Source organism: Rhodopseudomonas rhenobacensis (genome assembly GCF_014203125.1).
Taxonomy (GTDB): domain Bacteria; phylum Pseudomonadota; class Alphaproteobacteria; order Rhizobiales; family Xanthobacteraceae; genus Rhodopseudomonas_A; species Rhodopseudomonas_A rhenobacensis.
In genome coordinates, this window is sequence record NZ_JACHIH010000012.1 from 80,284 (window position 1) to 106,527 (window position 26,244).

Annotated in this window: 23 protein-coding genes; 4 read left to right on the forward strand and 19 right to left on the reverse strand. The window is 66.9% G+C overall.

Features of this window, described 5'->3' with window-relative positions; genetic code table 11:
- Positions 1–512: 512 nt before the first annotated feature.
- From HNR60_RS11515 to HNR60_RS11525, 3 genes are read right to left on the reverse strand one after another with little or no spacing between them, the layout of a single operon-like run.
- On the reverse strand, positions 513–1,388 hold the full coding sequence (locus tag HNR60_RS11515; RefSeq protein ID WP_184257530.1) for an MlaD family protein: 876 nt from the start codon (positions 1,386–1,388) through the stop codon (positions 513–515).
- On the reverse strand, positions 1,389–2,177 hold the full coding sequence (locus HNR60_RS11520; RefSeq protein WP_184257533.1) for an ABC transporter ATP-binding protein: 789 nt from the start codon (positions 2,175–2,177) through the stop codon (positions 1,389–1,391).
- Between the two features lie 2 nt (positions 2,178–2,179).
- A complete protein-coding gene (locus HNR60_RS11525; protein ID WP_184257535.1) occupies positions 2,180–3,313 on the reverse strand; it encodes an MlaE family ABC transporter permease in 1,134 nt (377 codons plus the stop codon).
- Positions 3,314–3,446: 133 nt separating this feature from the next.
- On the opposite strand from HNR60_RS11525, the gene dgcA reads away from it, so the two are divergent.
- Positions 3,447–4,442, forward strand: coding sequence for an N-acetyl-D-Glu racemase DgcA (dgcA, locus tag HNR60_RS11530; protein ID WP_184257537.1), 996 nt, complete (start codon positions 3,447–3,449; stop codon positions 4,440–4,442).
- Here dgcA and HNR60_RS11535 read toward each other — a convergent pair.
- Positions 4,412–5,629 (reverse strand): MFS transporter, encoded by a 1,218-nt coding sequence (locus HNR60_RS11535; protein ID WP_184257539.1) that lies wholly within the window; start codon positions 5,627–5,629, stop codon positions 4,412–4,414. The two genes, dgcA and HNR60_RS11535, sit on opposite strands and share 31 nt — an antisense overlap.
- A gap of 76 nt (positions 5,630–5,705) precedes the next feature.
- Between HNR60_RS11535 and HNR60_RS11540 the strand changes: the two genes are divergently transcribed.
- A complete protein-coding gene (locus HNR60_RS11540) occupies positions 5,706–7,301 on the forward strand; it encodes a hypothetical protein (protein WP_184257541.1) in 1,596 nt (531 codons plus the stop codon).
- Between the two features lie 233 nt (positions 7,302–7,534).
- Here the strand turns inward: HNR60_RS11540 and HNR60_RS11545 are convergent, their stop codons facing one another.
- Genes HNR60_RS11545 through thiD form a run of 6 tightly spaced genes read right to left on the reverse strand, consistent with a single transcriptional unit; the run spans position 7,535 to position 12,178 of the window.
- Positions 7,535–8,527, reverse strand: a complete 993-nt coding sequence (locus HNR60_RS11545; protein WP_184257543.1) for a threonine ammonia-lyase — start codon at positions 8,525–8,527, stop codon at positions 7,535–7,537.
- 56 nt (positions 8,528–8,583) lie between these two features.
- Entirely contained in the window at positions 8,584–9,633 is a 1,050-nt protein-coding gene (locus HNR60_RS11550; protein WP_184257545.1) for a glycosyltransferase family 4 protein, read from the reverse strand.
- On the reverse strand, positions 9,634–10,434 hold the full coding sequence (locus HNR60_RS11555) for a UDP-2,3-diacylglucosamine diphosphatase (RefSeq protein WP_184257607.1): 801 nt from the start codon (positions 10,432–10,434) through the stop codon (positions 9,634–9,636).
- A gap of 51 nt (positions 10,435–10,485) precedes the next feature.
- On the reverse strand, positions 10,486–11,142 hold the full coding sequence (locus HNR60_RS11560; protein ID WP_184257609.1) for a class I SAM-dependent methyltransferase: 657 nt from the start codon (positions 11,140–11,142) through the stop codon (positions 10,486–10,488).
- On the reverse strand, positions 11,142–11,330 hold the full coding sequence (locus tag HNR60_RS11565) for a hypothetical protein (protein WP_184257547.1): 189 nt from the start codon (positions 11,328–11,330) through the stop codon (positions 11,142–11,144). The genes HNR60_RS11560 and HNR60_RS11565 overlap by 1 nt, the downstream gene beginning before the upstream one ends.
- A gap of 47 nt (positions 11,331–11,377) precedes the next feature.
- On the reverse strand, positions 11,378–12,178 hold the full coding sequence (thiD, locus tag HNR60_RS11570; RefSeq protein ID WP_184257549.1) for a bifunctional hydroxymethylpyrimidine kinase/phosphomethylpyrimidine kinase: 801 nt from the start codon (positions 12,176–12,178) through the stop codon (positions 11,378–11,380).
- Between the two features lie 136 nt (positions 12,179–12,314).
- Here thiD and HNR60_RS11575 point away from each other — a divergent pair, with 136 nt between their 5' ends.
- Positions 12,315–12,560: an Lrp/AsnC ligand binding domain-containing protein gene (locus tag HNR60_RS11575; protein ID WP_184257551.1), complete on the forward strand. Its 246-nt coding sequence runs from the start codon at positions 12,315–12,317 to the stop codon at positions 12,558–12,560.
- A 266-nt stretch (positions 12,561–12,826) separates the two neighbouring features.
- Here HNR60_RS11575 and HNR60_RS11580 read toward each other — a convergent pair whose 3' ends face one another.
- The 4 genes from HNR60_RS11580 to HNR60_RS11595 all read right to left on the reverse strand — a co-directional run bounded on the left by HNR60_RS11580 (position 12,827) and on the right by HNR60_RS11595 (position 17,310).
- The gene (locus tag HNR60_RS11580; RefSeq protein ID WP_184257553.1) at positions 12,827–13,759 is read right to left on the reverse strand and encodes a cytochrome c; all 933 of its coding nucleotides are present in this window, start codon (positions 13,757–13,759) and stop codon (positions 12,827–12,829) included.
- A 91-nt stretch (positions 13,760–13,850) separates the two neighbouring features.
- Entirely contained in the window at positions 13,851–14,303 is a 453-nt protein-coding gene (locus HNR60_RS11585; protein WP_184257554.1) for a c-type cytochrome, read from the reverse strand.
- A 166-nt stretch (positions 14,304–14,469) separates the two neighbouring features.
- Positions 14,470–16,776, reverse strand: a complete 2,307-nt coding sequence (locus tag HNR60_RS11590; RefSeq protein WP_184257556.1) for a xanthine dehydrogenase family protein molybdopterin-binding subunit — start codon at positions 16,774–16,776, stop codon at positions 14,470–14,472.
- Between the two features lie 213 nt (positions 16,777–16,989).
- Complete coding sequence (locus HNR60_RS11595) at positions 16,990–17,310, reverse strand: hypothetical protein (RefSeq protein ID WP_184257558.1); 321 nt, start codon at positions 17,308–17,310, stop codon at positions 16,990–16,992.
- Positions 17,311–17,744: 434 nt separating this feature from the next.
- Here HNR60_RS11595 and HNR60_RS11600 point away from each other — a divergent pair, with 434 nt between their 5' ends.
- Positions 17,745–19,550, forward strand: coding sequence for a carbamoyltransferase family protein (locus HNR60_RS11600; RefSeq protein ID WP_184257560.1), 1,806 nt, complete (start codon positions 17,745–17,747; stop codon positions 19,548–19,550).
- Between the two features lie 15 nt (positions 19,551–19,565).
- Here HNR60_RS11600 and murJ read toward each other — a convergent pair whose 3' ends face one another.
- The 5 genes from murJ to rfaE1 all read right to left on the reverse strand — a co-directional run bounded on the left by murJ (position 19,566) and on the right by rfaE1 (position 26,227).
- On the reverse strand, positions 19,566–21,095 hold the full coding sequence (gene murJ / locus HNR60_RS11605; RefSeq protein ID WP_184257562.1) for a murein biosynthesis integral membrane protein MurJ: 1,530 nt from the start codon (positions 21,093–21,095) through the stop codon (positions 19,566–19,568).
- 257 nt (positions 21,096–21,352) lie between these two features.
- A complete protein-coding gene (locus tag HNR60_RS11610) occupies positions 21,353–22,501 on the reverse strand; it encodes a DegT/DnrJ/EryC1/StrS family aminotransferase (RefSeq protein WP_184257564.1) in 1,149 nt (382 codons plus the stop codon).
- Positions 22,502–22,586: 85 nt separating this feature from the next.
- On the reverse strand, positions 22,587–23,591 hold the full coding sequence (locus HNR60_RS11615; protein ID WP_184257566.1) for a Gfo/Idh/MocA family protein: 1,005 nt from the start codon (positions 23,589–23,591) through the stop codon (positions 22,587–22,589).
- Between the two features lie 175 nt (positions 23,592–23,766).
- Positions 23,767–24,750: an NAD-dependent epimerase gene (locus tag HNR60_RS11620; RefSeq protein WP_184257568.1), complete on the reverse strand. Its 984-nt coding sequence runs from the start codon at positions 24,748–24,750 to the stop codon at positions 23,767–23,769.
- A 4-nt stretch (positions 24,751–24,754) separates the two neighbouring features.
- Positions 24,755–26,227 (reverse strand): D-glycero-beta-D-manno-heptose-7-phosphate kinase, encoded by a 1,473-nt coding sequence (gene rfaE1 / locus HNR60_RS11625; protein WP_184257570.1) that lies wholly within the window; start codon positions 26,225–26,227, stop codon positions 24,755–24,757.
- Positions 26,228–26,244 lie beyond the last annotated feature (17 nt).

Genomic DNA, 26,244 nt, shown 5'->3' on the forward strand with positions numbered 1-26,244 from the left:
CCATGCCGTCATTCCGGGGCGCGAGCCAGAAGCGCGTTCACGCGCGTCTTCGACGCGCTATGGCTGCGAGCGAGCCCGGAATCCATAATCCCTGCAGGGGTTATGGATTCCGGGCTTGCTGGTTCTTCGAACTCGCAATCCGGAATGACGACTGCATTTGGCTTGGATGCTTCAATCCCAACCGAAGATGCTTGAGTCCTGCGAGACGCGCGAACGAGAATCTCGCTGCACCGTGGCCCAAGCGATGCCGGGTGCACTCTCAGCCTTGCTACTGGTGTCCCGGGCGCGGTGCAGCGCCCTTGGCGCTGCTCCGCAGAACCGGGACCGTTACGCGTCCTGACCTTGTTGGCGGCCGCGTTCCGTAACGGCCCCGGCTCGGAAGCGCACCCCGCCCCAAGTGCGGCGCTGGGCTTCCGTCCGGGGCAGGCTTCCGGTCAATTCAATCCACTCCGGCGAAGCGGCCCGAGGTCGTTGCGCTGATCGAGTCCGTCAGCCGCCCACGGGCAAAGCGCTTACTGCCGCCGCCGCGGTCCCGGCCGCTGCGCCGCGGGCTGGGGAGCCGGTGCCGGCTCCGAGGCCGAGGTGCTCGGCCCGAACAGGATCCGGGTCGGGTTCTTGTCGAGGTTGTTCACCGCGCGGCTGATATCGGCGAGCGTGCGGCGGCCGTCCAGCATCAGCGCGCCGGCGCGCTTGTCGAGATTGTCGGTCAGTTCGCGGAACGACTTCACCGCCTGCAGCAATTCGCCGCCGTCCTTGCCGCCGGCCAGCGCATCGAGCCCCAGCATCAGATTGTCGGTCTTGGTGACCACGGCGTCGGCCTTCTTCATGATGCTGTCGATGTGCTCGGAGCTGCTCGCCAGGCTGGCGGTGAAGGTCTGCACGCTCTGCAGCGAGGTGCGCACGGCTTCCTCATTGTCGGCGAAGATGCGGTTGACGTTCTTCAGCGTCGCCCGGATCGCCTCGGTGACGTCCTGCAGCGCCGCGGGGTCGGCGGTGAGCATCGGCGTGCCGTCCTCGTCGAGCGGCACCGGCGGCGCGGCCTCCTGGCCGCCCTTCAGCGAGATCGCCGCCACGCCCGTCAGTCCCTGGAACTCGAGCCCGACCAACGTGTCCTTGCGGATCGGCGCCGAATTCTCGACCATCGCCAGCGCCACCACGCGGCGCGGATTGTCGAGCTTGACCGAGATCACCTCGCCGATCCGCACGCCGTTGAAGTTGACGTTGCCGCCGTTGCGCAGGCCGGACGCCGAACCTTCGAAGATGATCCGCAGCGGGCTGCGCGTCTTGGTGGTGTGCAGGCTCTGGAACCACAGCACGAAGCCGAGCGCGGCGACGATCACCGCCAGCACGAAGCTTCCGATCAGAAAATAATTCGCCCGCGTTTCCATTCAAACTACTCCGGTATTTGAGCCGACGACCGCACGGGCGCGCTTGCCGTGGAAATACGAGCGTAGCCAGGGGTGCTGTGAGGCTTTCATCTCGGCCATCGTCCCCGCGGCGATGATCTTGCCGTCGCCGAGGACGGCGATTCGATCGCAGGCGGTGTGAAGGCTGTCGAGATCGTGGGTTACCATGAAAACGGTCAGACCCAAAGTACGTTGCAGGGTACGGACCAACTCATCGAAGTCGCCGGCGCCGATCGGATCGAGGCCGGAGGTCGGTTCGTCGAGGAACACCAGCTCGGGATCGAGCGCCAGCGCCCGCGCCAGCGCCACGCGCTTGATCATGCCGCCGGACAGTTCCGAGGGAAACCGATCCGCCACCTCGGGCGCGAGCCCGACCATGCCGAGCTTGGCGATGGTGATTTCGTCGAGCAGGCGCTGCGACAGCTTGAGATATTCGCGCACCGGGAACTGGATGTTCTGCGCCACCGTCAGCGAGGAGAACAGCGCTCCCTGCTGAAACAGGATGCCCCAACGCCGCTCCACCGCGCGGCGCTCCTTGGCGTTGGCGGCGTCGAGATCGACGCCGAACACCTCGATCTGCCCGCTGACCTTGGGCACCAGCCCGATGATGGTGCGGGTCAGCACCGATTTGCCGGCCCCCGAGGGGCCGACGAAGCCGAGAATCTCGCCGCGCTTGACGTCCAGATCGAGCTTGTCGAGCACTTCGGTAGCGCCGAACCGCACCGTCACGTCGCGCACCCGGATGATCGCGTCAGCCTGTTCGACCGCCATCGTCACATTCCGATCGAAGCGAAGAAGATCGCGAACACGCCGTCCATCACGATCACGAAGAAGATCCCCTTCACCACCGACGCGGTGGTGTGGCGGCCGAGCGATTCGGCGCTGCCTTCGACCGCGAGGCCTTCGACGCAGGCGACGATGCCGATCACGATCGCCATCACCGGCGCCTTGATCATGCCGACGGTGAAATGGTCGATCGAGATGGCGTCGCGCAGCCGCAGCAGGAAGGCGTCCGGGTCGACGCCGCCATACAGCCACGCCACCAGCCCGCCGCCATACAGCGCGGCGACCACGCCGAGAAAGGTCAGAATCGGCATCGCCAGCACCAGCGCCATCATCCGCGGCATGATCAGTACGTCGATCGGATCGAACCCCATGGTGCGCAGCGCGTCGATCTCCTCGCGCATCTTCATCGAGCCGAGTTCGGCGGTGTAGGCAGAGCCGGAGCGGCCGGCGACCATGATCGCCACCAACAGCACGCCGAGTTCGCGCAGCACCAGCACGCCGAGCATGTCGACCACGAACACGTCGGCGCCGAATTTGCGGAAATGGAAGATGCCCTGCTGGGCGACGATGCAGCCGATCAGAAAGGTGATCAGCATCACGATCGGCACCGCGCGCCAGCACACCTGCTCGAGATGATGGATCGTCGAGGTCAGCCGGAACGACCCGGGGTGCAACAGCACCCGCAGCATCGCCGCCATCACCGCGCCGGCCATCGCCACCAGGCCGACGATGGTGTCGACGAAGCCGGCGACGCTGCGGCCGAGCCGCTCCACCGGCGCCCGCAAACCGAGCCCGCCGCCCTGGGCAGGCTCCGGATCCTTCACCCGCCGCACTTCGTCGACCAGGCTGGAATAATTCGCCGACAGCCCGGCGATGGTGGCTTCCGCATCGCCCTGGGTCAGGCTGCGGCGCAGCCGCTCGATCAGCCAGGCGCCGAAGGTGTCGAGCTTGGCCACCGCGGAGACATCGATGGAAATATTCGGACGGGTGCCGCTCAGCGCTTCGGCCTCGGCCACGATCCGCTCCAGCACCGGCGCAAACGGCGCAGTCCAGGACCCGGCGGCGCACAGCGCCAGTCCGTTGCCTCTCGCGATCTGCTCAAGTGTCGGGTTGCCGTCCAATTTCAACTCCTATGGCTTTTCCGAGCCGCGGAAAAGAACTCTAACTTCCAGCCGTGCCTTGTGGGGGACCGCCAATACCAGCCATACTTGATCGCGACGAGCAACCTTTGATTCCAAATTGTCTGCTTCTGAAATGACTTCCAGAAAATTACCGCAACTGATCGCGCGGATCGAAAGATGGCCGATCGCAGGCGCTTTCACGATTAGTCGCGGTTCGAAGACCGAGGCTGTGGTGGTGGTGGCGGAGATCAGCCGTGGCGGGCACGTCGGGCGGGGCGAATGCGTGCCTTACGCGCGCTATGGCGAGACTCCAGATGCGACATTGGCGACGATTGCGGCGTTAGCAGGGCCGCTCAGCCAAGGAATGGATCGCCGGGCGCTACAAACCGCGCTGCCGGCAGGCGCCGCGCGCAATGCGCTGGATTGCGCGTTGCTCGATCTGGAGACCAAGACCAGCGGCGGGCGGGTCTGGGACCTGCTCGGCCGCGCCGCGCCGCGGCCCTGCACCACCGCCTACACGATTTCGCTCGGGACCCCCGATGCGATGGCTGCGGCGGCCGCCAAGGCGGCGGGCCGGCCGCTGCTGAAGGTCAAGCTCGGCGGCGGCGAGGATGGCGCCCGGATCGCCGCGGTGCGCCGCGAAGCGCCGGAATCCGAATTGATCGTCGACGCCAACGAGGCCTGGACCCCCGCCAATCTGGAGCAGAACCTCGCCGAATGCGCCGAGCTCGGCGTCACCCTGGTGGAGCAGCCGCTGCCGGCCGGACAGGATCAGGCGCTGGCCCGGATCCGGCGGCCGATGGCGGTGTGCGCCGACGAGAGCGTGCATGGCCTGGCCTCACTCGACGGCCTGCGCGAGCGCTACGACGCCATCAACATCAAGCTCGACAAGACCGGCGGGCTGACCGAGGCGATGGCGATGGCCGACGCGGCGCGGGCGCAGGGCTTCGAGATCATGGTCGGCTGCATGGTGGCGACCTCGCTGTCGATGGCCCCGGCGCTGCTGCTGGCGCAGCAGGCGCGCTACGTCGACCTCGACGGGCCGCTGCTCTTGGCCGGTGACCGCGACGACGCGCTGCGCTACGACGGCAGCACGGTCTATCCGCCCGACGCAGCGCTCTGGGGCTGAGCGCCCGGGTGATGCGTCTCGAGCTTGCGGCGCGCCAGCCAGACCACGATCGTGCCGAGCCCCGCCATCGCCGCCATCCCGAAATAGACGCCGAGGCCGATGCGGCCGTAGATCGCGCCGGTCCCGATCGAGGCGCCGCACATCACCATCCCGGCCGCTGCGGTGAGATAGCCCTGCGCGCTGGCGGTGACCTGCGGCGGCACATGCCGCACCATCAGCATCATGGTGCCGACCTGGGTCAATCCGAAGCTCAGCCCGTGCAGCAGCTGCACGCCGGCCAATAGCGGCAAGGCCGGGTCCTGAGCGGTGACGACCCAGCGCAGCACCGCGGCAAGCCCGCCGAACAGCATCATCAGCACCGGCGACAACGTGAATCGCGGCGACAGCGCGAACACCACGATCTCGGCGATCACCCCCAGCGTCCACAGCCCGGCGATGGTGGTGCCGTCGAGCCCGGCGCCCTGCCAGGCGATCGAGGCGAAGATGTAGTAGGCGGCGTGGCTGCTCTGGATCAGCGCCGCCGCGCCGATGATCGCCAGAAAACGCGAATCCCGCAGCAAGGCGCTGGCACGGAACGGCGAGGCCTGCGCGTGGCTCGGCGGCTCGTCGAGCCGCTGCAGCCCGAAGCTCGCCAGCGCGCCGAGCGCCGCCATCGCGGCGATCACCCAGATCAGCCGGTCGGCGGCGATCAGGTCGGCGAGCAGCCCGCAGCCGAGCGCGCCGACCACGAAGGCCGCCGAGCCCCACAGCCGCAGCGGCCCGTAGTTCAGGCCGTAGCGCACCACGCCTTTCAGCGCGTAGCCGTCGGCGAGCGGCACCAACGGCGTCCAGGCGCAGCAGGTGAGCGCGAACACGATCAGCACCGCGACCGGCTGCTGCAGCGTGCCGAGCAGCGTGAAGCCGGCGAAGGTCGCCAGCGCCGCGGCGATCATCGCGCCGCGCAGCGACCGGGTGCGTTCGGCCAAGCTGGTGATGATCGGCAACAACGTGAACCGGGTCAGCGACGGCACCGCGATGATCAATCCGATCCATGACGGCGCGATGCCGACCGCCTGCAGCCACAGCGGAAAGAACGGCAGATAGGTGCCGACCAGGCCGAACGCCATGCCGTAAAACAGCGCCAGCCGGCCTGCGAATCGCCCTGCGACCTCGTAGGAACTGATGGGGATTTGTGACGGCGACGGCATCAATTCAATTGCGATTCGCGGCGGTTCATGGTGATCGTTAGCGCAACGCGTCCGAATTTGCCTCAACGAGTTGGCAATGCCCGAAGAAGCTTTCGCCCTGTCGCCGATCTCCGCCCGTGCGTCGCTGCCCAGCGAGGCGGATTACGAGGCGATTCGCGAAGCCTTCATGGAGACCGCGCGGGGCCGCTGGTTTCTCGGTGAATACGCCAAGCGCAACCGCAACGCCGACACCCATATGGTGCTGGAAGCGGTGTCGCGAATTGAACAGACCATCGCGGCGCAGAAGAAATCCTCAGCCAGCGGCCTGGTGGAATCACTAGGTCGGATCAGCGCACTGATCAATGAAGCGAAGGCCAGCGCCGCGCAGGCGCTGCCCGACCCCAGCGAAATCCTCGCCGGCGCCCGCGAAGGCGCGCGCGTCACCCGCGAAGTGGCTTCCGCGCTGCGCGACTGCGGCGCCGACCGGCGAATCTGCGATCTGCTCGATGCCCAGGTCGCCGCGATCGAAGCCGGCCACCGCGACATCGCCGGCGTCGGCGCGCGCGACGCGGTGCTGGCGACCTTTGATCAGCTGTTGCAGCAGATCGTCGATCTCGGCAGCAGCGCGGCGAGCAAATCGCCGTCGCCGCGCCCGGCTCCGCCGTCGCCGCCCTCCGCCACCGTCCATGCGATGAGCGACTCGCGTCCGCCGGTCGCCGAAGCCGCGCCGGCCGAGCCAACCCCGAAGGCCCATTCGGCCGCCACCGCACCGGCCGCATCCGCGCCGATCGTCTCGGCGCCGGTCGCTTCCGTCGGCGTAGCGCCGCTGCCGGTGGCCCAAGTCGCGGCCAAACCGAGCTTCACGCCGCCGGCTGCGGCCCCCGAGGCGGCCCCGCCCGCGGTGCCGACGCCTGCCACGTCGGAGCGCGCCGAGCCGGTTGCCTTCGTGCCGCCGGCGCCGCCGCCCGAGCCTGAGGTTGCCGCGCCGCCCGAGGCGCCGAGGCCCGCGCCACAGGCTGCCCCGGCGCCGCGCGACGAGATCGTGGCGGATGATGTCGCCACCAACACGATGGCCACCAACACGATGGCCATTTCCCCGATGGCGGCAGACCCGGTCGCCGCCGAACCGATTGCCTCAGGCGCCGTGGACGCCGACCTGCCGACGCTCGACCAGATCATCGCCGACGAGGCCGCGACCGCCTACGATATCGCCGTGCTCGACATGGTCGCGCAGGAAATGGCCGCCCCCGATCGGGAGCAGGCTTCGATGACGGCCGTCGACACGATGGAGCAGCCGGTCGAGATCGAAGCCGCGCTGGCCGAGATCGCCATGGCCGAAGCCGAGATGAGCGACTTGCCCACCAGCGCGGTGGCAACGAGGAATTTGGCTGCGAGCGAGTTGCCGCCGGCCGAGCCGGCAACGCTCGAGGCCGCGCCACCGGCGGCTTTGCCGTCGCAGCCGGTCGAAATGCCCGTGGCTCCGCCGGTCGCGGTGGCGATATCGGCGGCGAGCCCCGACGACGCGGCTCAGATCGGCCCCGCCGCAGCGACGATGTCGGCCGCCGAACCGGCCTCGCTCGGCGAAGCGCTGATCGCGCGCGGCATGGTGCGCAAACCGCTCGGCTCCGGCGTCGATCCCCTGGCGGCGATCCGGCGCATGTCCCAGGCCGAGAAGCTGGCGTTCTTTTCCTGATCGCAAGTCGCGCCGCGCGACTTCGACGAAATCAACGGTTGTTCCTGTCGAACCCGTGTCCCGGACGCGACCAGCGCGCTGGCGCTGCGACGCGAGCCGGGACCGTTCCAAATGTTGATTTGGCGAGCGCCGCATTTCGTAACGGCCCCGGCTCTGCAGCGCACCACGCCGCAAGCGCGGCGCGCTGCGCAGCGTCCGGGGCACGGTTCTCAATGAGACGTCAGGGTGCTCAACTATCCCTGAATCAGCCGAGCGAACACATCGGCGTCGACATTGCCGCCCGACAGCACGATCGCCACGGTCTTGCCGCGGGCGTCGATCGCGCCCGACAACAGCGCCGCCAGCGCCACGGCGCCGCCCGGCTCGACCACCAGCTTCAACTCCCGGAACAGGAGCGCCACCGCGGCGCCGACCTCGGCGTCCGACGCGGTGACGCCGCGCGCCAGCAGCTGCTGGTTGATCGAGAACGTCAACTGCCCGGGCATCGCCGCCATCAGCGCGTCGCAGATGGTGCGCTCGGTGGCGCCATGCGCCTGCCGCTCCCCGGCCTGCAACGAGCGGGCGTGATCGTCATAGGCTTCGGGTTCGGCGCAGATGATGGTGGCCTGCGGACAGCGCGCGCGGACGGCCACCGCGGTGCCGGCCATCAGGCCGCCGCCGGACGCGGGTGCGACGACGATATCCGGCACCAGCCCCAGCGCCGCCAGATCCTCAACGATCTCTCGCCCCACCGTGCCTTGGCCTGCGATCACCTTCGGATCGTCATAGGGCGGCACCAGCGTCGCGCCGGTTTTCTCGGCGATGCCGCGGGCGATCGCCTCGCGGTCCTCGCGGTCGCGATCGTACAGCACCACTTCGGCGCCGTAGGCCTTGGTGCGTTCGATCTTCGAGAGCGGCGCGTCGGCCGGCATCACGATGGTCGCCTGCATGCCGAGAATCTGCGCCGCGGCGGCGACCCCCTGGGCATGATTGCCGGAGGAGAACGCCACCACGCCGCCGCCGCGCGCTTCGCGCGGGATCGACGACATCTTGTTGAAGGCGCCGCGAAATTTGAACGAGCCGGTCCGCTGCAGCGTCTCCGGCTTCAGAAACACCCGCGCCCCGGTGCGCTGATCGAGCGCCGGCGACGAGAGCAGAGGGGTGCGCACCGCATAGGGCGCAAGTACCAAGGCGGCCGCCTCGATATCCGCAGAACCGACCGGCAGCGACGTCAGAACATCTGTCATGGGGCTTGTCTAACGCGCCGCGCCGCGCGCGAGCAAGTCTCAATCGCGTTGCAACATCACGCCGAGATCTGCGGACGCCGCCAGGCCCGCGCCGCACGACTGCTCTCCATCAGTTGCGCGGTGGCGACGTTGTCGATGAAGGCGGCGGCCGAAGCTTCCCAAGTCTGCGTCAACGCGAACTCCTGGCAGGCCTGTCGCGACAATTGCAGCGCCGAGAGGCAGGCGGCGCGCAGGTCGTTGTTCAGCGCCCCGACCGGCGCCGAACCGATCACGTCGCGCGGCCCGGTCACCGGGAACGCCGCAACCGGCACGCCGCTGGCCAGCGCTTCCAGGATCACCAGTCCGAAGGTGTCGGTCTTGCTGGGAAACACGAACACGTCGGCCATCGCATAGGCCTGCGCCAGAGCTTCGCCCTGCAAGGCGCCGAGAAACACCGCCTCGGGGTAGCTGCGCTGCAAGGCCGCGCGCGCCGGACCGTCGCCGACCACCACCTTGGTGCCCGGCAATTTCAGATCGAGAAACGCTTCGAGGTTCTTTTCCACCGCAACCCGGCCGACGCAGAGAAACAACGGCCGCGGCAGATCCGAGGACACCGTGCGCGGATGGAACAGCTTGGTATCGACGCCGCGCGGCCACAGCACCACGTTGCGAAAGCCGCGGCCGCGCAATTCGTCGGCGAGCGCCGGCGTTGCCGCCATCACGGCTTGGCTCAATCCATGGAAGCGGCGCAGCCAGGCCCAGATCCAGGATTCCGGGATCGGAAACCGCGCCGAGATGTATTCCGGAAAACGGGTATGGAAGCTGGTGGTGAAGCGCAGGCCGCGCTTGCGGCAATAGCGCCGCACCGCGATGCCGATCGGGCCTTCGGTGGCGATGTGGATGAAGTCGGCGTGCGCCTCGCCGATCAGCCGCGCGATCTTGCTCGGGCCCGGCAAGGCGACCCGCAGATCGGGATAGCTCGGCAGCCCGACGGTGCGGAACGATTGCGGGGTGATGAAGCAAACCTCGACGCCGAGCGACTTGGCCGCCTCGGCCATCATCGTCAGCGTGCGGACCACGCCGTTGACCTGCGGATGCCAGGCATCGGTTGCAATCAGAATACGCATTCAGGCGGCGCGCGCCGCGACCGGCGGCGCGAGCAATGCCCGCGTCGAGGTCTCATGCGTCCAAGTGATGATTTCGAAACGGCCGTCTTCGTTTTCCGCAAGTGCGGTGCAGCTTTCGACCCAGTCGCCGCAATTCATGTAGCGCACGCCGTGATCGTCGCGGATCGCCGCGGTGTGGATGTGGCCGCAGATCACGCCGTCGGCGCCGTGGCGCTTGGCCTCGCCGGCCAGCGTCTCCTCGAACGCGCCGATGTAGTTGACGGCGTTCTTGACCTTCAGCTTGGCCCATTTCGACAACGACCAATACGGCACTCCGAAGAACCGCCGGAACGCGTTGACCAGCCGGTTCATCTTGATGGCGAAGTCGTAGGCCTTGTCGCCGAGATGGGCGAGCCAGCGCGCGTTCTGCACCACGAGGTCGAACATGTCGCCGTGGATCACCAGATAGCGCCGGCCGTCGGCGCCCTCGTGCACCGCGCTCTCCACCACCTCGATGCCGCCGAAATGCGTGCCGTAGTAGTTGCGCAGGAATTCGTCGTGATTGCCCGGCACGTAGATGATGCGGGCACCCTTGCGCGCCTTGCGCAGCAACTTCTGCACGAAGTCGTTGTGCGACTGCGGCCAGTACCAGCTCGATTTCAACGCCCAGCCGTCGACGATGTCGCCGACCAGATAGATGGTGTCGGCATCGTGGACCCGGAAGAAATCCAGCAGTTTGGCGGCTTGGCAGCCCCGCGCGCCGAGATGGACATCGGAGATGAATAAGGTGCGAAATCGCCGTTCCGGACCCTGGTCGCTCATGGCGTCACGTCCCATCTGCAGCTGCTGCCGCGGTCGGCAGCGGGATGACGCTCACGCCGCCAGCGGCGCAGGCGTCCGTTCAAAACATACCAGCGTGTAGATGCCGAATGGCGCGATCTTGCGCCGCTCGACCAGAATGGCGTCCTTGTTGGACTGCGCCCAGGCCTGCAGCCGGGCGAACGGAAATTCCGGGCGCAGGCCGAGCCCGCGGGTGCGCTGCGCGGTCCAGCGTTCCACCGCGGCGGCGACGCCGACCTCGGAATACAAATGGTTGACCAGGATGATGCGGCCGCCCGGCTTGACCACGCGGTGGCACTCCGACAGCACCTGCTCGGGGTTCGCCACCAGCGTGATGACGAACTGCGCGACCACGCAATCGAAGGTCGCGTCGGGAAACGCCATGCGATGCGCGTCCATCACCTGGACGCCCTTGACCCACGGATATCGCCCGGTCGCCATCTTGGCGCGGGCCTTTTCCAGCATCGGTTCACACAGATCGATGCCGGTAATTTCGGTGGTGTGGTCGTAATCGTCGAACGACAGCCCGGTGCCGACGCCGACCTCCAGGATCTTGCCGCCGAGTGAGCGCGCCTCGGCCGCCGCGGCGCGACGACCCTTCAACATCACCGGCCCGCAGATCGCGTCATAGATCGGGGCCCAGCGGGCATAGGCGTGTTCAACGATGGATTTGTCGAGGTCGGGAGTCATCATTTCCAAAGATCTGTTGTCGAATCGAAGTTCATTTCCACGATTTTTGGGATAGCAGCCGAGTGCGACGCGCAGACGACATGGAGCGGCGCCGGGCCCGTTGCCGCCGCCGGACAGCTCAGCAATTCGGTGGATAACGCCGAGAGCATGATCCCGAAAAGTGGATCCCGGTTTTCGGCAAAGATCATGCTCAATCAAAAAGCTAGAGGATGACGATTCGAAGAATCGTCATCCTCTAGTCGAAAGCGTGGAAGTGGTGGATCGGGCCGTGGCCGTGACCGACCTGCAGCCGGCCGGCGGCGGCGATTGCTGCGCTCACCCAAGCCTTGGCGGTGCGCACCGCGGTGTGCAGATCGGCGCCCTTGGCGAGTTCCGCGGCGATCGCCGAGGACAACGAGCAGCCGGTGCCGTGGGTGTTCTGGGTGGCGATCCGCGGCGCCGGCAGCGCCAGGGTTCCTTTGGCGGTCACCAGATAATCGGTGCTCGACGGCCCCTGGCCGTGGCCGCCCTTGATCAGCACCGCGCCGCAGCCCAGCGCCAATAAGCGCCGGCCCTGGCCTTCGATCTCGCCGACGCTGCTGGCAACCGGCTCGCCGAGCAACGCCGCGGCCTCCGGCAGGTTCGGCGTGATGATCTGCGCCCGCGGCAGCAACAGGCTGCGCAGCGCGTCGACCGCGTCCGGCGCCAGCAGGTGGTCGCCGGAGGTCGCGACCATCACCGGGTCGAGCACCACCAGGCGCGGCGACCAGCGCGCCAGCGCGACGACGATCGCCTCGATCGCGGCGCGCTGCGACACCATGCCGATCTTCACCGCCTTGACGTCGAGGTCGTCGAACACCGCGTTGATCTGGGCGGTGATGAAATCCGCCGGCACGTCGTGCACCGCGGTCACCCCCTTGGTGTTCTGCGCCGTCAAGGCGGCGATCACCGAGGCGCCGTAGACGCCGAGCGCCGCAAAGGTCTTGAGATCGGCCTGAATGCCGGCGCCGCCGCTACTGTCGGAACCGGCAATGGTGAGGGCGATCGGCTGGGTCATGGTGGGCTCATTGCGACACTGTGGCATCAAGGACAAGTCGGGTCGTATCCTGCCGGCTTTGCGGCGGCAAGCTCGCTTGCCAGGGCGGGCGGATTTTGGCTTGATGCGCCGGCGTCACGCCCCCGGAGAGACCTCGATGATTCCCTTCTTTGTTCAGTTCAAATGCCAGCTCGGCCAATCCTATGCGGTCGCCAACGCGCTCGCCGAAGCCGAGATCGCATCGGAGATCTATTCCACCGCGGGCGATTACGATTTGCTGGTGAAATTCTACGTCGATCGCGACACCGACATCGGCCACTTCATCGCCGAAAAGGTCCAGGTGATCCCCGGCATCCAGGACACCCACACCATCATCACCTTCAAGGCGTTCGGGGGGAAATAGTCGTAATGCCGCGAAGCCGATAGGGCACTTCGCTCACCAGGTCATCGCCGGACTCGTCCCGGCCATTCACGGAAACAGCCAGCGCGTCGCTCGTGGGCGTGGATGGCCGGGACGAGCGCGGCCATGACGCGGAGAGGTTGGCGAATTTTCCAGACGCCACCGGCGTAGACAGCGCGATTGAATATTCAGGCAGCTCTGCGGATGACGGCGGAGCTTTGCGTTCCATGCAGCCGCGCGGCAAAGCTCAGTCTTGGCGCTCGTCCGGCTTAGTCCTTCTTGGTCCGCGGCGGTCGCGGTGGGCCGTCGACGGGCGGCAGCGATTTCAGATAGACCGCCATCGCCGCGCGATCCTCGGCGCTCAGTTGCGAGGTGTTGCGGATCACGCGCGCCATCGAGCCACCGGCGGTGTCGCCCTCCGGGGTCTGCCCGGTCTCGAGGAAATAGCCGATGTCCTTGTCGCTCCACGCGGCGAGGCCCTTCTGGGTGATGTTCGGCACGAAGCCCTGGCCTTCCGGATTGGGGCCGCCGGCGAAGCGCTGCGCCGCGACGATGCCACCCAAGACATTCCGCGGGCTGTGGCATTCGGCGCAATGGCCGAGCCCGTTGACCAGATAGGCGCCGCGATTCCACTGCGCCGATCGCGCCGGATCCGGCGCGAACGGTTGGCCGTCGAGGAACAGCGCTTTCCAGATCCCGACGGCGCGGCGGATGTTGAACGGGAACGGCAGCTCATGTCCCGGCGCCTTGCCGGCGACCGCCGGCAGCGTCTTCAGATAGCCGAACAGGTCGCGCACGTCGTCGAGCCGGACGCGCTGGTAGGAGCCGTAGGGAAACGCCGGATAATAATGCGCGCCCGCCGGCGAGGTGCCTTTCAGCACCGCGGTGGCAAAATCGGCCTCGCTCCAGCCGCCGATGCCGTCGGTGGGATCCGGCGAGATATTGGGCACGTGGAAGGTGCCGAATGGCGAGGGGATCGCCAGCCCGCCGCCGAGCAGGTTGCGATCCGGCTGGCCGGGCGTGGCATGGCACGACGCGCAGCCGCCGGCATTGAACACGGTCTGGCCGTTGGCAAGATCAGCGCTGCGTGGCGGCAACGCGTCCGCCGGCAGCGTCGCCGGAATGGTCAGCCACCAGAACGCCGCGATACCGATGAGTGCGATCGCAAGCGCGCCGCGAACGATTGATTTCCGCACTGTCATTCCGTCTCGGCAATCCGATCTCAGGCCGTCATCACGCCGACGCAACCGGCGTCCCGCGATGACGGCCTGGAGGGGGCAGGCGTTTTACGTTTTAAGTGTTCTTCAGCCGGAACGTTTCGTGGCAGCCGCCGCATTCCTTCCCGAGCGCCTGAACCGAGACCTTCAGCGTGTCGAGATCCTTGATCTTGGCCTTGGCGTCGGCGACCGCCTTGGCGAAGCTGGCGATATGGGCGTCGAAGTCGGCGCGGTTCTCCCAGATCTTCGGCGACGACGAGTAGTCGCTGTCGGCCGGCTTCAGGCCCTTGACGCTGGCGGGAAACAGCGTCGGCAGTTTCTTGGCGGTGTCTTCGAACTGCGCCAGCGCCGCATCGACCGCGGCCTGATCGTAGGGCTTCTCGCCCTTTGCGATCGGCGCCAGCACGGTGGCGAGATTCTTGCCGTTGCCCTTCATCAGCGTCTGGGTCTGATTGACAAGATCCTGCTGCGCGACGACTACGCTGGCGCCGAGCACCAGGCTCCCGATCACGATAGCGGCTCGTAACATTCATTCGCTCCCTGCTGACGTCCGATCTGCGATCGAACAATTCCCGACGCGACGCTATCGCATCGCGTAACGCCCCGCGCTGCGGCGAAATGCGCGCGCCATCCCTTGTCACCCCATGATCGTACCATTGTGGTGACGAGCCCGTTCAATCGTGCGTGACCGCGAACTACAGCCGATGCTGCCGCGCGTGTTCGCGGATCGCCATCCACACCCGCTCCGGGGTCGCCGGCATGTCGATCGAATCGATATGATAGTCCCGCCACAACCCGTCGATGATGGCATTGACCACCGCCGGGCACGAACCGATCGCGCCGGCTTCCCCCGCGCCCTTGACGCCCAGCGGATTGGTCTTGCAGGGCACGTTGTGGGTTTCGAAGCTGATCGGCGCGCCGTCGGCGGCGCGCGGCAGCGCGTAGTCCATGAACGACCCGGTGACCAACTGGCCGTCCTGCGGATCGTACACCGCCTGCTCCATCAACGCCTGGCCGATGCCCTGCATGGTGCCGCCATGCACCTGGCCGGCGAGCAGCAGCGGATTGAGAGTAACGCCGAAATCGTCGACGATGACGTAGTTGACGATTTGGATCTTGCCCGTGGCGGGATCGATCTCGACCTCGACCAGATGCGTGCCGTTCGGATAGGTGCCGTCGGCGCTGGAGAACTTGTCGCTGGTGGCGAGCTTGGCCGGGTCGACGCCCTCGCGCTTCGCGAGCTCGGCGAAAGAAATCGAACGGTCAGTGCCGGCGACCCGCACCGTGCCGTCGCTGATCTCGAGGTCGGCGGCGCCGGCCTCCAGCGCGTCGGCGGCGATCTCGCGTAAGTTCGCGCCGAGCTTGGCGGTGGCGCGTTCGACCGCGACGCCGCCCGACGGAATCGACGCCGAGCCGCCGGTGCCGAGCCCGGTGGCGATCTGGTCGGTGTCGCCCTGCACGATATGGACGCGCTCCGGCGCCAGGCCGAACTGCTCTGAGACGAGCTGCGCATAGGCGGTCTGGTGGCCCTGCCCGCTGGATTGCGTGCCGATCAGGATGGTGACGTCGCCATTGGGATCGAGCCGCAGATGGGCGGTCTCCTCGCCCATCGTGCCGCAGACTTCGACATAGGAGGCGAGCCCGATGCCGCGCACCAGCCCCTGCTTTTTGGCGGCCCTGGCGCGCTTCGGAAATTCCTTCCACTCGCCGACTTCCATCGCGCGCTTCAGATGCGCGGCGAAGTCGCCGGAATCGTAAACCTTGCCGGTCGCGGTGGTGTAGGGCATCGCGCGCGGCGGGATGAAATTCTTGCGGCGGATGGCGTCGGGGGTCATGCCAAGCTTGCGCGCCGCGGCATCGACCAGCCGCTCGATCACATAGGCGGCCTCCGGGCGCCCGGCGCCGCGATAGGCGTCGACAGGCACGGTGTTGCTGAACACGGTACGCACCCGGCAGTGAAACGTCTTGATGTCGTAGAGGCCCGGCAACATGCCGGCGCCGCCGAATGGAATGTAGGGGCCGAAGGTCGACAGATACGCGCCCATGTCGCCGATCAGGTCGACGTCCATGGCGAGGAACTTGCCGTCCTCGGCAAGCGCCATCCGCGCCTTAGTGACGTTGTCGCGGCCCTGCGCGTCGCCGACGAAATGATCGGCGCGGTCAGCGGCCCATTTCACGCCGCGGCGCAGTTTTCGCGCAGCGTATGCGGCGAGCGCGTATTCGCGATACGGAAACAGCTTGGTGCCGAAGCCGCCGCCGACGTCGGGGCAGATCACCCGCATCTGCGTGACCGGAATCTTCAGCACGGTCTGGCACAGGATGTCGCGCAGCCGATGGCTGCCCTGGCTGCCGATGGTCAGCGTCAGGTGATCGCGCTTGGCGTCGTATTCGGCGACCACCGCGCGGGTCTCCATGTAGTTGGTGATGATGCGCGGATTGACGATATTGATCTCGGCGATGGCATGGGCCTTGGCGAACACCGCGTCGGTCGCGGCCTTGTCGCCGATCGGCACGTCGAACAGCACGTTGCCGGGAAATTGCGGCCAGACCTGCGGCGCGTCCGACTTCACCGCGTTGACCACGCCGACCACGGCGGGCAGCGGCGTCCACTCCACCTCGATCGCCTCGAGCGCGTCGCGGGCCTGCGGCAGCGTCTCCGCGACCACGAACGCGACCGCGTCGCCGACGTGGCGCACTTCGCCGCGTGCGAGGATCGGATAGTCCGGCGCCTTGAACGGATTGTCCGGCAGGTTGAACAGGCAGGGCAGACCGCCGAGCTCCTTGACGTCGTCCCCGGTCAGGATGCTCAGCACGCCGGGCAGGCCGCGGGCACGCGCGGCATCGATGGTGAAGGTGGCGTGGGCGTGCGGCGAACGCAGCATCAGCGCATAAGCGGTGGCCTGCGGCGCGTGGTCGTCGGTGTAGCGGCCCTTGCCGCGCACCAGCGCGTCGTCTTCCTTGCGACGCACGCTGTGGCCGACGCCGAATTTGATGGGAGCCATGGTTCCTCCGGTTCGCTGCAAGGCGTTTTGATCCATCATGCAGCGGATCGGCAGGCGGCGCAAACCGCATTCGCCGAGCAGCCCGGGGCCGAGCGAGAGGCGCCCAGCAAGCAAGCGAATAGCGCCCAGCAAAACGGGCGTGCCAGCAGCGCCGGCACACCCGTTTACAGTCTCTTTTCGGCGGATCGCCGTGCGGCGATCAGGCCAGCATCATCAATAGGGGCAGATCACCCGGCCCCAGCGGCGGCTGAAGTAACAGCCCGGCCGGACGATCGGCGCGCCGTAGAAGCCGAAGCCTCGGCCACGACCCCAGCCACGACCACCGCCACGGAAGCCGCCGCCACGGAAGCCACCGCCGCGGAAGCCGCCGCCGCCGCGACCACCACCACCGCGGCCGCGTTGGGCGGAAGCCGTGCTGGTGCTGGCCGTCAGCAAAACCGCCGAGGTACCGACGATGCTGACACAATAAATGCCGACGAGCGCGATCGCTGCGAGGCAGCGAGCTAGGATGCTGCGCGGGACGTTCTGAGCCATTGTTAAAATCTCCGGTCGAGCACTGGAACCGTGGTCGTCGTCCCCAACGTCAAGGCTCGAGACAGGCCGTCCGTCAGTGCATTCCAAATCAGCCTTGGTGTGTCTTTGGCCTCACCGAGAGACTAAGATCAAGCCGCTCGGATGGTCAAGCTTGGATTAGATATGAACGTTCGTTCAGACAGTTGAGAACAGGTGGAACGAGCTGCGCTGCAACTCGCTGTGCTATGCAGCATGACGAATGCGGCGAAAAGATTTCGCGATACGCGAACCCTTGCGCGTGCCGGACCGACTAAAGAAGCTTGGCAACCAAAGATTGGTTAGAGCGTTGCGCCCGGCGCGCTATAAGCAACGCGACGGCGGTGTTCGTCGCGCCCTCCCCTGCCCTGCAGCGATATGGTACTTGGCTGCCGCGGCTCTTTCTCAGAAGACGGTTCATGGCAAAGCAGCACAACTACATCCTCGGCCTCAACACCTATGATCACGACGTCAGCGCCTGCCTGTTGCGCGACGGCGAGATCGCGGTCGGCATCGCCAAGGAACGCATCACCCGCGAAAAGCACGCCAGCGGCTTCTATAAGGAGGCGATCGACTATTGCCTGTCCGCGGAGGGCATCACGCGCGACGACATCGATTTGGTGGTGCGCAACTGCTACATCCTGCCGGTTCCGGAGATGGAGGAGCGCCTCGCCTATCAGGACATGCCGGGGTTCCTGCCGGAATACGAACGGGCCGAGGCCGCGGCGCATCCGTGGTACCGCGCCAGTTCCGACAAGGTGGTGACCATCTCGCACCATCTGGCGCACGCCTACAGCGCGTTCGCGGTGTCGCCGTTCGACGAGGGCGCGATCATGATCGTCGACGGCGTCGGCAGCTATCGCTCCGACGTGATGGAGCCGTTTCCGGCGTCGGACATCGCCACACCCTTGGCGCGCGAGTCGGAAAGCTACTACACGTTTAACGGCACGCAACTCGACTGCGTCAAGAAGGTCTGGATGGAGCCGGACCGCGGCTTCTTCAGCGACGAATTCTACAACATGCCGGGGCTCGGCGCGCTGTACAGCCGGGCCTCGACCTACATCTTCGGAGACTGGAACAAGTGCGGCGAGCTGATGGGGTTGGCGCCCTATGGCCGCCGCGATCAGGTCAAGCCGCTGCTGCAGATCGAAGACAACGTGCTGAGCGTACCGCGCTGGACCGCCGAATTGAACCAGCCCTATGTGGTGGACCGTCCCGGCAAGTGGGAAGCAAGCCCGTCGATGCGGCATTGGGAAGATCTCGCCTGGCGGGTGCAGGACGACACCGAGAAGGTGCTGCTGGCACGCGCGCGCTGGCTGCGCGAAACCACCGGCGCCAAGAACCTGGTGATCGCCGGCGGCGTGGCGCTGAACTGCGTCGCCAACGGCCGGCTGGCGCGCGAGGCCGGCTTCGACAATGTCTGGATCCAGCCCGCCGCCGGCGACGACGGCATCGCCATCGGCTGCGCCTATTACGGCCTGCACGCGCTGCAGGGCAAGCCGCGCAGCTTCGAGATGAAGCACTCCTATATCGGCAAGACCTACCCCGACGCCGAGATCGAAGCCGCGACCAAGCGGGTGATGGTGCGGGCGCAGACCGAGGCGGTGCGCCACGACGACATCTGCGCCGTCACCGCGCAACTGCTCGCCGAGCAGAAGGTGATCGGCTGGTTCCAGGGCGGTTCGGAATTCGGCCCGCGCGCGCTCGGCAACCGCAGCCTGATTGCCGATCCGCGCCGTCCGGAGATGAAGGACATCCTCAACAGCCGGGTCAAGCATCGCCAGCCGTTCCGGCCGTTCGCGCCGATCGTGCTGGAGGAACGCGCCGACGAGATCTTCGAGGGCAAGGGGGATTCCCCGTTCATGCTGATGGCGAAATCGGTGCGGCCGGAATGGCGCGACAAGATCCCGGCGATCGTCCACGTCGACGGCACCGCGCGGATCCAGACCGTGGCCGAGGCGACCAACCCGAAGCTGTATCGGCTGCTGAAAGCCTTCGAGGCGCTGACCGGCGTGCCGGTGCTGGTCAACACCTCGTTCAACGTCAAGGGCGAGCCGATCGTCGAGACGCCGCGCGACGCCATGATCTGCTTCCTCACCACCGGGATCGATCATCTGGTGCTGCACGACACGCTGGTGTCGAAGACCAAGGCGCACCGCTTTGTCGCCCCAGTGGTCAAGGTCTACATGGACGCCGCCACCATGGTGCTCGGCAATCTGAAATAGCCGCGGCCAAATCCGTCAGCCGCGCAGCAGCGCGCGCAGCCAGCGGGTGCCGAACAACAGCAGGATCGCCGCGCCATAGACCAGCGCGCCGACGCCGATCAACAGCGCCAGCGCCGTCTCGTCGCGCAACGCGCTGAGCTGCGCCAGATACGGCGCAGCATACCGCGCGGTCGCCCACAGCGCGGCCCCGAGCACGACGCCGACGGCTATGAATTTGCCGATCGCCAGCGTCAGCGCGCGGTCGATCTCCAGATAGCCGGCGCGCACCGCAAAGCCGATCACCAGCAACAGATTGATCCAGGCGCCGACCGCGGTGGCGAGCGCGAGGCCGACCTGCGCCAAGGCGCCGACCAGCGCCACCTTCAGCGCGACGTTGACCGCGATCCCGGTCAACGCCGCCTTCATCGGCGTTGCGGTGTCCTTGCGGGCGTAGAACGGCGCCACCGCGCTGCGGATCAGCACGAACGGCACGAGAGCAATGGCATAGGCGGCGAGCGTCGCGCCGGCCTCGGCGGCGTCGGCCTTGGTAAAGGCGCCGCGCGCAAACATCGCCCGCATGATGACGTCCGGCACGGTCAGGAACGCGGCCACGAACGGCACCGAGAACAACAGCGTGAATTCGAAGGCGCGGCGCTGCGACGCCTTGGCGGCGACGTCGTCGCCCGAGGTCAGTTGCCGCGACATTTCCGGCAGCAGCACGGTGCCGATCGCGATGCCGATCACCCCGATCGGCAGCTGATTGAGCCGGTCGGCGTAGTACAAGGCCGACAGCGCGCCGGCCGGCAGGAAGGTGGCGATGATGGTGTCGGCGAACAGCGCGACCTGCGTGCCCATCGAGCCCAGCGTCGCCGGACCCAGCGCGCGGAAGAAACCGCGGACGTCTTGATCGAGCTTCAGCGGCGCAAAGCGCGGCAGCCCGCCATGGCGCGACAGATCGCCGGCCAGCAGGACATATTGCAGGAACCCGGAGATCAGCACGCCCCAGGCGGCGGCGTGGCCGGCGCTGGGAAAGAACGCGGCCAGCGCCAGCGTCGCCATCATCGAGATGTTGAGGAAGATCGATGCCGCAGCAGCGGAGGCAAAGCGCTGCATCACGTTGAGCATGCCGCCATACAGCGTCACCAAGGTGATCAGCAGCAGATAGGGAAAGGTGATCCGGGTCAGCTCGATCGCAAGTTGACGCTGCGCCGGATCGTCGGAGAACCCCGGCGCCAGGATGCTCATCATCTGCGGCATGAAGAACAAAGCGATGACGAGCAGCACAAGTTGCGAGGCGAACAGCAGGGTGAAGATGCGGTCGGCGAACAGCCGCGCCGAACTCTCGCCATGGTCGCCGCGGACGTGCGCATAGGCCGGGACGAAAGCGGCGTTAAAGGCGCCCTCGGCGAAGATCGCGCGAAAATGATTGGGCAGCCGCAGCGCCACGAAAAACGCGTCGGCGATCGGCCCGGCGCCGAGGATCGCCGCCAGCATGATGTCGCGCGCAAAGCCGGTGAGCCGCGACAACAGGGTAAAGCCGCCGACGGTGAAGATACGCCTGAGCATCAGCCGCTTCTACAGCATCGGCGCGGGATGCAAAACCGGGATTTGGTTATGGGGCACGCGATATCGTCACGCAATGCTGTCATCGCCCGCGAAAGCGGGCGACCCAGTACGCCGCAGCCTCGCTTTGATCACAAGCGCTCTGGAATACTGGGTCCTCCGCTTTCGCGGAGGATGACGGCGGAATGCCGAGCGACGCCGTGCGCCACAGCGCGCGGGGCGCTCTCCCTCTCCCCGCAAGCGGGGAGAGGTGAAGAGAGCTACGCCAGCGCGTCGCGCACCGCGGCGATCACCCGGTCCTGGGTCGCAGCGTCAAGATAGGCGTGCACCGGCAGGCTGATGACGTCGGCGGACAGTTCCTCGCACACCGGCAGGCCGCCGTCGGCGACCGGATAGTTCGCGTAAGCCGTCTGCATATGCATGGATTTCACATAATACACCGCGCTCGGCACGCCCTGCGCCTTCAGGCTGGCGGCGAAGCCGTCGCGGTCGGTGCCGTTCGGGAGCCGGATGGTGTAGCAGGCCCAGATCGAGTGATTGCCCTCGGCGACGCGCGGCACGGTGACGAGGTTGCCGAGGCTCTGCGCGTAGCGCTCGGCGACCTTGTTGCGGGCGGCGATCTCGTCGTCGAAGATCTTCAGCTTCTCGAGCAGCACCGCGGCCTGGATGGTGTCGAGCCGGCCGGTGAGACCGAGCCGGACGTTGTCGTATTTGTCGGAGCCCTGGCCGTGCACCCGGATGCTGCGCAAGCGCTCGGCGAGCGCGTCGTCGTCGGTGAAGATCGCGCCGCCGTCGCCGTAGCAGCCGAGCGGCTTGGCGGGGAAGAAGCTGGTCGCGGTGGCGAGCGCCAGCGTGCCGATCCGCTTGCCCTGGTAGGTGGCGCCGAAGCCCTGCGCGGCGTCGTCGAGCACGAACAGGCCTTCGGCCGCGGCGACCGCGGCGATCGCGTCATGGTCGGCGGGCTGGCCGAACAGATCGACCGGGATGATCGCCTTCGGTGTCAAACCGAGCCGTTTCGCGGTGGCGATGCCGCGCTTCAGCGAGCCGGCGTCCATGTTGAAGGTGACCGGATCGACGTCGACGAACAGCGGCGATGCGCCGGTCAGCGCCGCGGCCTCGCCGGTGGCGCAGAAGGTGAACGAGGGGCAGAACACCGCGTCGCCGGGGCCGACGCCCTGCGCCAACAGCACCATCAGCAGCGCATCGGTGCCGCTGGCGCAGCTGATGACGTGCTTGGCGCCGGTGTAGGCGGCGAGCTCGGTCTCGAGCTTGGTGACTTCCGGGCCGCTGACGAACTGGCAATGCGTCAGCACCCGTCCGACCGCCTCGTCGATCGCGGAGCCGAGCCGGCGGCGCTGTGCGCCGATGTCGATGAAAGCCACGGGGTCTGGTCGGATATGCTGATTCATGGCGCCTTGCTGCGATTGGTGTGGAATGATCGCGCGCCGGCGCATCGGTGTGCAGGACGGCGGCGCGCGCGTTGCTTGCGATCCGCTAACCGGCGGCGCGGCGCGGCGCCTTGCGGAACGTCGCCGCGGCAGGCACGGCGCGCGACTCCAGGCATTTGATCGCGATTTCGAGGCTGGCAACGCCCTCCTCGCCGGTCACCGCGGCAGGCCCGCCGCTGCGAACCGAGTCGACGAAGGCGATCAGTTCGGCGCGCAACGGCTCGTCGTGGCCGACCGGCAGATGCCGCATCGAGTAGCTGCCGTCGGGCTGGAAGCCGAAGCATTCGGTGACCTGGCGGGTCAACAGGTCGCCCTGCACGTATTTGCCGCGGGTGGCGATGGTGACGTTGCGCGCCTTGAACGGGGTCAGCCAGTTGGTGTTGATATGCGCCAGCACGCCCGACGCGGTGCGGAACTGCAACAGCGCGATATCCTCACGCTCGGCGATGGCGCTGGAGAGTTGCGGCTGCACGTCGATGATTTCGGATTCGGTGAACCAGCGGATCAGGTCGATGTCGTGGACGGCGAGATCGATCACCACGCCGACATTGGACATCCGCGGCGGAAACGGACCGACCCGGGTGATGCCGATCGACAGAATATCTTCGCCTTCGATCGCCTGCTTGATCGCGGCCACGGCCGGATTGAAGCGCTCGACGTGGCCGACCATCAGCGTCACGCCGGCGCGCTTCGCCGCGGCGACGATCTCGCGGCCCTCCTGCACCGTGGAAGCCACCGGCTTCTCGACCAGCACGTGAATGCCGCGATCGATGCAGGCGATGGCGACATCATGATGCAGATGGGTGGGTGCTGCGATGGTCACGGCATCGACGCCGGCGTCCAACAATTCATCGAGCGTTGCGAACGTCGGACAGCCGATCAGCTCACTGGCGCGGTCGCGATGATCGGGCAGCGGATCGACGATTCCAACCAGCACGATACCGGGCAAGCCGGCCAGCACCCGGCCGTGATTGGTGCCCATCACGCCAGCGCCGACGACGCCGACGCGCAATGCGCGTTCCTTGCCCAAGTCGAATTCGCGGGAAATCATATCAAGCCTCGAACTAATGTGGTCGGTTCCATAGAACCCTGCGCCGTCCTAGCACGTCGCCCGGAAACTGGCGAATGCCGCCCAATTGTTATCATACACGTTTTGATTCAAATGATTACATGCGGGAACCCGCGCAAATTACAACCCAATCGTGCGGGGTTTCACCCTGCAGGCGTCACACCTGGTAGTGATACCGATACCAGGCGACGAAATTCCGGATGCCGTCCTCAATCGCGGTGGCCGGACTGAAACCGACGTCGCGAATCAGATCTGTCACATCGGCGAACGTTTCCGGAACGTCGCCGGGCTGCATCGGCAGCATGTCCTTCTTGGCTTCGCGGCCGAGCTCCTGCTCCAGCAGCGCCACCACCCGCATCAAGTCTTCCGGATGATGGTTGCCGACGTTGTAGATCTTCGCCGGCGCGGTGCCGAAGGCTTCTGTTCCGGCTTGCGGCACGCGCTCGATCAGCCGCGACACCACCGCGGTGACGTCGTCGATATAGGTAAAGTCGCGCCGCATCTTGCCGTGATTGAACAGCTTGATCGGCTGACCGGCAACGATCGCCTTGGCGAACAGAAACAGCGCCATGTCGGGCCGATACCACGGCCCGTAGATGGTGAAGAAGCGCAAGCCGGTGGTCGGCAGCCGGTAGAGATGGCTGTAGCTGTGCGCCATCACCTCGTTGGCCTTCTTGGTCGCCGCATAGAGGCTGACCGGATGATCGGTGCGGTCGGCGACCGAAAACGGCAATTTGGCGTTGGCGCCGTACACCGACGACGACGAGGCATAGATCAGGTGTTCGCAATCATTATGCCGGCAGCCTTCCAGCACGTTGACGAAGCCCTGCAGATTGGCGTCCACATAAGCGTGCGGATGGCTGAGCGAGTAGCGCACCCCGGCCTGCGCCGCGAGATGGATCACCACCGGAAATTTTTCCCGCGCGAACAGGGCCTCGGTCGCCGCGCGGTCGGCGAGGTCGATCTGCACAAATTCGAACTGCGGGTTGGCCTGCAACAGCGCGAGCCGCGCACGTTTCAACGCCGGATCGTAGTAATCGTTGAGACTGTCGAGCCCGACGACGTTATGTCCAGCGGCGAGCAGTTCGCGGGCGACGTGGAAGCCGATGAAGCCGGCAGCTCCGGTGACCAGGATGCTCATGCGCTCACGCTTTGCCGTTCTGCGCGCGCGCCACCAGCGAGGTCGTCGAGTGGCCGGGCAGGATGTCGATCAGCACCACCTCGCCGCCCTGCGCCGCGACGATCTCGTGGCCCACCACCTGCTCACGGGTGTAGTCGCCGCCCTTCACCAGCACGCTCGGCACGATCCGGGTGATCAGTTGCAAGGGCGTGTCTTCCTCGAAGATCACCACCAGATCGACCGCCTCCAGCGCCGCCAGCACCTCGGCGCGAGCACGTTCATCCTGCACCGGACGGGTCGGCCCCTTCAGGCGCTTCACGGAGGCGTCGCTGTTCAGCCCGACGATCAGCCGGTCACAGGCGCCGCGCGCCGCGGTCAGCACCTTGACGTGGCCGGGATGCAGAATGTCGAAGCAGCCATTGGTGAAGCCGATCCGCAGCCCCTGGCCGCGCCATTCCGCCAATTGCGGTCCGAGGTCGCCGCCGGCGGCGATGATTTTCTCTTCAGCCGCAAGCGAAGCCGGCGGCAGCACCTTGCGGCGCAGTTCGCCGAGTGTGACGCTGGCGGTGCCGTTCTTGGAGACCGCCACCGCGGCGCCGGCATTGGCGGCGCGTAGCGCCACGTCCCAGTCGGCGCCCGCCGCCAGCATCACCGCCAGCACCGCTGCCACGGTGTCGCCGGCGCCGGAGACGTCGCGCACCTTCACCGGATGCGCCGGAACATGGATCGCCTCGCCGTCGCGCGGCACCAGCGTCATGCCCTGCTCGCTTTGCGTCACCAGGATCGCCTCGCACTGCGCGCTCGCGATCGCCTCACGCGCGCTCGCGGCGATTTCGGCCTGGCTGTCGGCCCGGCTGCGCGTCGCCTCGGCGAATTCCTTGCGGTTCGGGGTGAGCAGCGTGGCGCCGCGATACAGCGCGAAGTTCGGGCTCTTCGGGTCGACGATCACCCGCTTGCCGAGCTTGCGCGCGGCGTCGATCACGTCGCGGATCAACCTGGAGGTCAGCACGCCCTTGGCGTAGTCCGACAGCAGCACGATATCGGCCGCCGGCAGGTGCTGCAGGATCGCATCGATTAGTTCCTGCTCCACCGTGAGCGACGCGGGTGCCGCGATCTCCCAATCGGCGCGCAGCATGTGGGTGGAAAAATGCGCCGACACGAAACGCACCTTGCGGGTGGTCGGCCGGCTCTCGTCGCAGACCAGCACCGGCTCGATCAGCGGCTCCGCGGTCAGCGCCGCGCTCAGCATTCGGCCGGCGTCGTCGTCGCCGATCAGGCCCACGAAGATGCAGCGCGCGCCGAGCGCTGCGATATTGCGCGCGACGTTGCCGGCGCCGCCGACGTTGATCTCGCTGCGCTGCACGGCGATCACCGGCGCCGGCGCTTCGGGCGAGATCCGCGACACCTCGCCATAGACGAATTCGTCGAGCATCAGGTCGCCGACGCACAGCACGGTCTGGCGGCCGATCGCAGGCAACACCGCTTCGAAGTCGAGCATCAGCGCAAATATCCCGT